Origin of the sequence: Streptomyces aureus, assembly GCF_001418135.1 — a bacterium.
GTDB lineage: Bacteria > Actinomycetota > Actinomycetes > Streptomycetales > Streptomycetaceae > Streptomyces > Streptomyces aureus_A.
This window is the reverse complement of sequence record NZ_LIPQ01000405.1, coordinates 1-5390: the sequence shown is the minus strand read 5'-3', so window position 1 is coordinate 5390 and position 5390 is coordinate 1. Positions and strand designations below refer to the sequence as shown.

6 protein-coding genes and 1 pseudogene are annotated in these 5390 nt (G+C 70.0%); all 7 read left to right on the top strand.

Annotated elements, in window-relative coordinates:
• Positions 1-208: pseudogene (locus AOK00_RS29090) on the top strand (HipA family kinase); the annotation flags it as partial.
• Positions 205-588: a DUF3037 domain-containing protein gene (locus AOK00_RS29085; RefSeq protein ID WP_030316525.1), complete on the top strand. Its 384-nt coding sequence runs from the start codon at positions 205-207 to the stop codon at positions 586-588. The pseudogene AOK00_RS29090 and the gene AOK00_RS29085, both read left to right, overlap by 4 nt.
• 259 nt (positions 589-847) lie before the next feature.
• Complete coding sequence (fabG, locus tag AOK00_RS29080) at positions 848-1609, top strand: 3-oxoacyl-ACP reductase FabG (RefSeq protein WP_030316526.1); 762 nt, start codon at positions 848-850, stop codon at positions 1607-1609.
• 29 nt (positions 1610-1638) lie between these two features.
• Positions 1639-2406 (top strand): SDR family oxidoreductase, encoded by a 768-nt coding sequence (locus AOK00_RS29075; RefSeq protein ID WP_055603216.1) that lies wholly within the window; start codon positions 1639-1641, stop codon positions 2404-2406.
• 148 nt (positions 2407-2554) lie between these two features.
• Positions 2555-4132 (top strand): ABC transporter substrate-binding protein, encoded by a 1578-nt coding sequence (locus AOK00_RS29070; protein ID WP_055603215.1) that lies wholly within the window; start codon positions 2555-2557, stop codon positions 4130-4132.
• A gap of 104 nt (positions 4133-4236) precedes the next feature.
• On the top strand, positions 4237-4920 hold the full coding sequence (gene ung / locus AOK00_RS29065) for a uracil-DNA glycosylase (protein WP_055603214.1): 684 nt from the start codon (positions 4237-4239) through the stop codon (positions 4918-4920).
• A gap of 70 nt (positions 4921-4990) precedes the next feature.
• A partial coding sequence (locus AOK00_RS29060) for a tetratricopeptide repeat protein (RefSeq protein WP_055603217.1) occupies positions 4991-5390 on the top strand: 400 nt, incomplete at its 3' end.

Genomic DNA, 5390 nt, shown 5'->3' with positions numbered 1-5390 from the left:
CGAGTGGCTCGTCGACGAGCCCGGCTTCGACAGCACCGACGAGGTGCGCGCCGCCTACGTCGCGGCGCTGCTGCCGCGCGCCGCCACCATCCACGAGCGGATCACGCTCGGCCCGCGGACCGAGAGCCGGCCGCAGCAGCCGCCCGGCTGGCTCGCCGAGCGCCTCGCGCCCCGGACGCACTCCACCGAGAAGGACAGCACCCCGTGACCGATCGCGATGTCTTCGAGTACGCGCTGCTGCGCGTGGTGCCGCGGGTCGAGCGCGGTGAGTGCTTCAACGCGGGCGTGGTCGTCTACTGCCGCGCCCGTTCCTACGTGGCCGCCCGTACGCATCTGGACGAGGCGAAGCTGTCGGTGCTGGACCCGGCGGCCGACGTGACCGGGGTGCGGGCCGCCCTGCGCGCGGTCGAGGGGGTCTGTCTGGGGGGCGACGCCGCCGGCCAGGCCGCGGGCGACGACGCCGGACGGCGCTTCCGCTGGCTGATCGCGCCGCGCTCCACGGTCGTCCAGCCGGGGCCGGTCCACACCGGTCTCACCACCGACCCGGAGGCCGAGGTGGAGCGGCTGCTCGACCTCCTCGTGCGCTGAACGCCCCCGTCCGCCCGGCGGATCGCCCCGCCCCGCCCGGCTGGGCCCGCCCGGCCGTGCGGCCGGGCGGGCCGCCCGTGTCCGCGCCCGGCGACGGGGAGTGACCGGGTGCACCCGGTGGGCCGTTGACACCGGGTGCCAGGGCTTCTAGCGTCTCGTTCTGCGGACGATACTAAGCGGTCGCTCATGTGCGGGACGCAGGAGCGGGTGACCGGTTCGACCGCGACCAGGGACGATCCAAGGGCGAGGAGAACCAAGCATGTCCACCACCGAGCAGCGCGTAGCCGTCGTCACGGGTGCCGCACGGGGTATCGGGGCCGCCACGGCGCTCCGCCTCGCGGCCGAGGGCCGCGCCGTCGCCGTACTCGACCTCGACGAGGCGGCCTGCAAGGACACCGTCGAGAAGATCACCGCCGCGGGCGGCACCGCCCTGGCGGTCGGCTGCGACGTCTCCGACAGCGCCCAGGTGGAGGCCGCCGTCGCGCGCGTCGCCGCCGAGCTCGGCGCGCCGACGATCCTCGTCAACAACGCGGGTGTGCTCCGCGACAACCTGCTCTTCAAGATGTCGGAGTCCGACTGGGACCTCGTCATGAACGTGCACCTCAAGGGCGCCTTCCTGATGGCGAAGGCCTGCCAGAAGCACATGGTCGACGCGGGCTTCGGCCGGATCGTCTCGCTCTCCTCCTCCTCGGCCCTGGGCAACCGTGGCCAGGCCAACTACTCGGCCGTGAAGGCGGGTCTCCAGGGCCTCACCAAGACCCTGGCCAAGGAGCTCGGCAAGTTCGGCATCACCGCGAACGCCGTCGCCCCGGGCTTCATCGTCACCGAGATGACCGCGCAGACCGCCGAGCGCGTCGGCATGGGCTTCGAGGACTTCCAGGCCGCCGCCGCGTCCATGATCCCGGTGCAGCGGGTCGGCCGCCCCGAGGACGTCGCCAACGCGATCGCCTTCTTCGCAGGCGACGACGCCGGCTTCGTCTCCGGCCAGGTCATGTACGTGGCCGGCGGCCCGCTCAACTGACGACCGGCATCGAGAGGAGCACGGCAGACATGACCGCACAGGCACGGCCGGAACTGTCCGGCAAGGTCGCCCTCGTCACCGGCGCCAGCCGGGGCATCGGCTACGGCATCGCCGAGGCGCTCGTCGCCCGCGGCGACCGGGTCGTCATCACGGGACGCGGCGAGGAGGCCCTCAAGGAGGCCGTCGAGCGCCTCGGCGCCGACCGGGCGATCGGCGTCCCCGGCAAGGCCCACGACGAGGCCCACCAGGCCGCCGCCGTGGAGGCGGCGATGGACGGCTTCGGCCGGGTGGACTTCCTGATCAACAACGCCGGTACGAACCCCGTTTTCGGCCCCATCGCCGATCTGGACCTCGGGGTGGCCCGCAAGGTCTTCGAGACCAACGTGGTCTCCGCGCTCGGCTTCGCCCAGCGGACCTGGCACGCCTGGCAGAAGGAGCACGGCGGGGCGATCGTGAACATCGCCTCGGTCGCCGGTGTCTCCGCCTCGCCTTTCATCGGCGCGTACGGAATCAGCAAGGCCGCGATGATCAATCTGGCCATTCAGCTGGCCCATGAATTCGCCCCGCTCGTGCGGGTCAACGCGATTGCCCCGGCGGTCGTGAAGACGAAATTCGCGCAGGCGCTGTACGAGGGCCGGGAGGCGGAGGCCGCCGCCGCCTACCCGCTCGGCAGGCTCGGCGAGCCCGAGGACATCGGCGGCGCGGCCGCCTTCCTCACCTCGTCGCAGTCGGAGTGGATCACTGGCCAGACCCTCGTGGTCGACGGCGGGATCTTCCTGAACGCCGGAGTCGGGTGACCGATAATCGGACACTTTCCGGATTTCGTGTCCGGATTGACCCCGGTTATACATCGAATGCCTTAAGTGCCCCGTCAGGCTCGAACATTGACCTGGCGGGGTGCTGCGGTATCGTCGGCCGACCCGTGGCTGAACGAGGAGCGTGCACGTGTTCAACCGGACCAGTCTGCAGGCCGCTGCAGCCCTTGTGTCCATATCCCTGGTAACCGGATGCAGTGTCTTCTCGGACAGTGATTCGGCCGGGGATCAGAGAATCGTCGTCGGTACGACGAGCTCTCCCACCACGCTTGACCCAGCTGCCGCCTGGGACAATTCCTGGGAGCTCTTCCGGAATGTCTTCCAGACCCTGGTGAGTTTCCCGACGGGCAGCACGACCCCTGATTCCGACGCCGCGGACTGCAAGTTCTCGGACACCTCCAGCCGGGTCTTCGAGTGCAAGCTCCTGGAGGGCCTCACGTTCTCCAACGGGCACAAGCTGGACGCCAAGGCTGTGCAGTACTCGATCGAGCGCATCCGCACGATCAACCACAAGGGCGGCCCGAACGGCATGCTCGGCTCGCTCGACAAGATCGAGACCGTGGGCGACCGGACCGTCGTCTTCCGCCTCAACAAGTCGGACGCCACCTTCCCGATGGTCCTCGCCACGCCGGCGATGTCCCTCGTGGACCCGGCCGAGTACCCGGCCGACCAGCTGCGCAAGGACGGCAAGCTCACCGGCTCGGGGCCGTACGTCCTCGACTCGTACACCGAGCGCGAGTCCGCGGAGCTGACCAAGAACCCCACGTACAAGGGCTTCGCCGACCGTAAGAACGGCGGCGTGACGATCCGCTACTTCGACGAGTCCGAGGCGATGGTCGCCGCGCTCAAGAAGAAGGAGATCGACGCCACCTACCGGGGCCTCACCGCCCAGGAGGTCGTCGAACTCCAGGACGACAAGCCGGAGAACCAGGGCCTCCAGATCGTCGAGTCGACCGGCGCCGACATCCGCTACCTGGTCTTCAACACCCAGGACCCCACGGTCGCCAAGCCCGCGGTCCGCAAGGCCATCGCCCAGGTCGTCGACCGCGACGAACTGGTCAGCAAGGTCTACCAGGGCACCGCCGAGCCCCTGTACTCCATGGTGCCCAAGGGAATCGCCGCCCACACCACCAAGTTCTTCGACCGCTTCGGCGACCCGGACGCCAAGAAGGCCAAGAAGATCCTCCGCGAGGCCGGCATCACCGAGCCCGTCGAGCTGAAGTTCTGGTACACGACGGACCGCTACGGCTCCTCGACGGCCGCCGAGTTCAAGGAACTCAAGCGCCAGCTGGAGGAGACCGGCCTCTTCAAGGTCGCCGTCGAGGGCAAGCCCTGGAAGGACTTCCAGGAGGGCTACCAGAAGGGCGAGTACCCGGTCTTCGGCCGCGGCTGGTTCCCCGACTTCCCGGACCCGGACAACTTCGTGGCGCCGTTCGTCGGCAAGGAGAACGTCCTCGGTACCCCGTACGTGAGCCCCAGGATCACCGGCGAACTGCTCCCGAAGTCCCGCCGCGAGAGCGACCGCGGGACCGTCACGGACGAGTTCGTGGAGGCCCAGGAGATCATGGTCCAGGACGTCCGGCTGCTGCCCCTGTGGCAGGGCAAGCTGTACATCGCGGCCCGTGACGACATCGGCGGCGGCGAGGGCGCGCTCGACCCGCAGACCGTCATGCAGCTCTGGGAGCTGAGCCGCCGGGCCAGCTGGTAGGACCCGGGGCGGCCCGGAGGGCGGGAGCCTGTGGGGGCCACTGTCAGTGGCCCCCGGTAGGTTCGGGGACGAGTAACAGGAACGTCCACCGGAGGTTGTTGACCGTGACCGACACCAGCATGCTGCCCGAGTCCTGGCGGGGTGTTCTCGGCGAGGAGCTGCGGAAGCCGTACTTCGCCCAGCTCACCGAGTTCGTCGAGGAGGAGCGCGCCAAGGGACCGGTCTTCCCGCCGAAGGACGAGGTGTTCGCCGCCCTCGACGCCACCCCGTACGACAAGGTGAAGGTCCTGATCCTCGGTCAGGACCCGTACCACGGCGAGGGGCAGGGGCACGGTCTCTGCTTCTCGGTCCGGCCCGGGGTGAAGACCCCGCCCTCCCTGCGGAACATCTACAAGGAGATGCAGGCCGAGCTCGGCCACCCCGTTCCGGACAACGGCTATCTGATGCCGTGGGCCGAGCAGGGCGTCCTCCTGCTGAACGCCGTGCTGACCGTCCGCTCCGGCGAGGCGAACTCGCACAAGGGCAAGGGCTGGGAGAAGTTCACCGACGCGGTGATCACCGCCGTCGCCTCCCGTCCCGACCCGGCCGTCTTCGTCCTCTGGGGCAACTACGCCCAGAAGAAGCTGCCCCTCATCGACGAGGAGAGGCACGTGGTGGTCAAGGGCGCCCACCCCTCGCCGCTCTCGGCGAAGAAGTTCTTCGGATCGAAGCCCTTCACCCAGATCGACGCGGCCGTGGCGGCCCAGGGACACGAGCCGATCGACTGGCGCATCCCGGACCTCGGCTGAGCCTCGGCCCGATCCGGCCCCGGTGCGGCTAGCGTCGGCTCTCCCAGTGGGTGAGCGGGTGGAGGTCGCGGTGACCGAGCAGCAGCAGGTGTCGGACGACGGGGTCATGACCAGGATCGGGCAGGCGATGATGCTGCTCCACGGTGGCGACCGCGAGGAGGCGCGCAACCGGTTCGGGCTGCTCTGGCAGCAGATCGGCCCGGACGGGGACCCCCTGCACCGGTGCACCCTCGCGCACTACATGGCGGACGCCCAGGACGACCCCGACACCGAGCTGGCCTGGGACCTGCGGGCCCTGAGCGCGGCGGAGGGCCTCGCCGAGGAGCGGCTCGCCGAGCACGGCTCCGCGGTCGCCCTCCGGGCGCTGTACCCCTCGCTCCATCTCAACCTGGCCGCCGACTACGTCAAGCTCCAGCGGCCCGACGCCGCGCGGGTCCATCTGGACCGGGCCCGCGCCGCCTCGGGCCGCT

Bases quoted from the DNA above. Each gene is read 5' to 3' on its own strand.
- fabG (WP_030316526.1), top strand. From the start codon at position 848: ATGTCCACCACCGAGCAGCGCGTAGCCGTCGTCACGGGTGCCGCACGG.
- AOK00_RS29075 (WP_055603216.1), top strand. From the start codon at position 1,639: ATGACCGCACAGGCACGGCCGGAACTGTCCGGCAAGGTCGCCCTCGTC.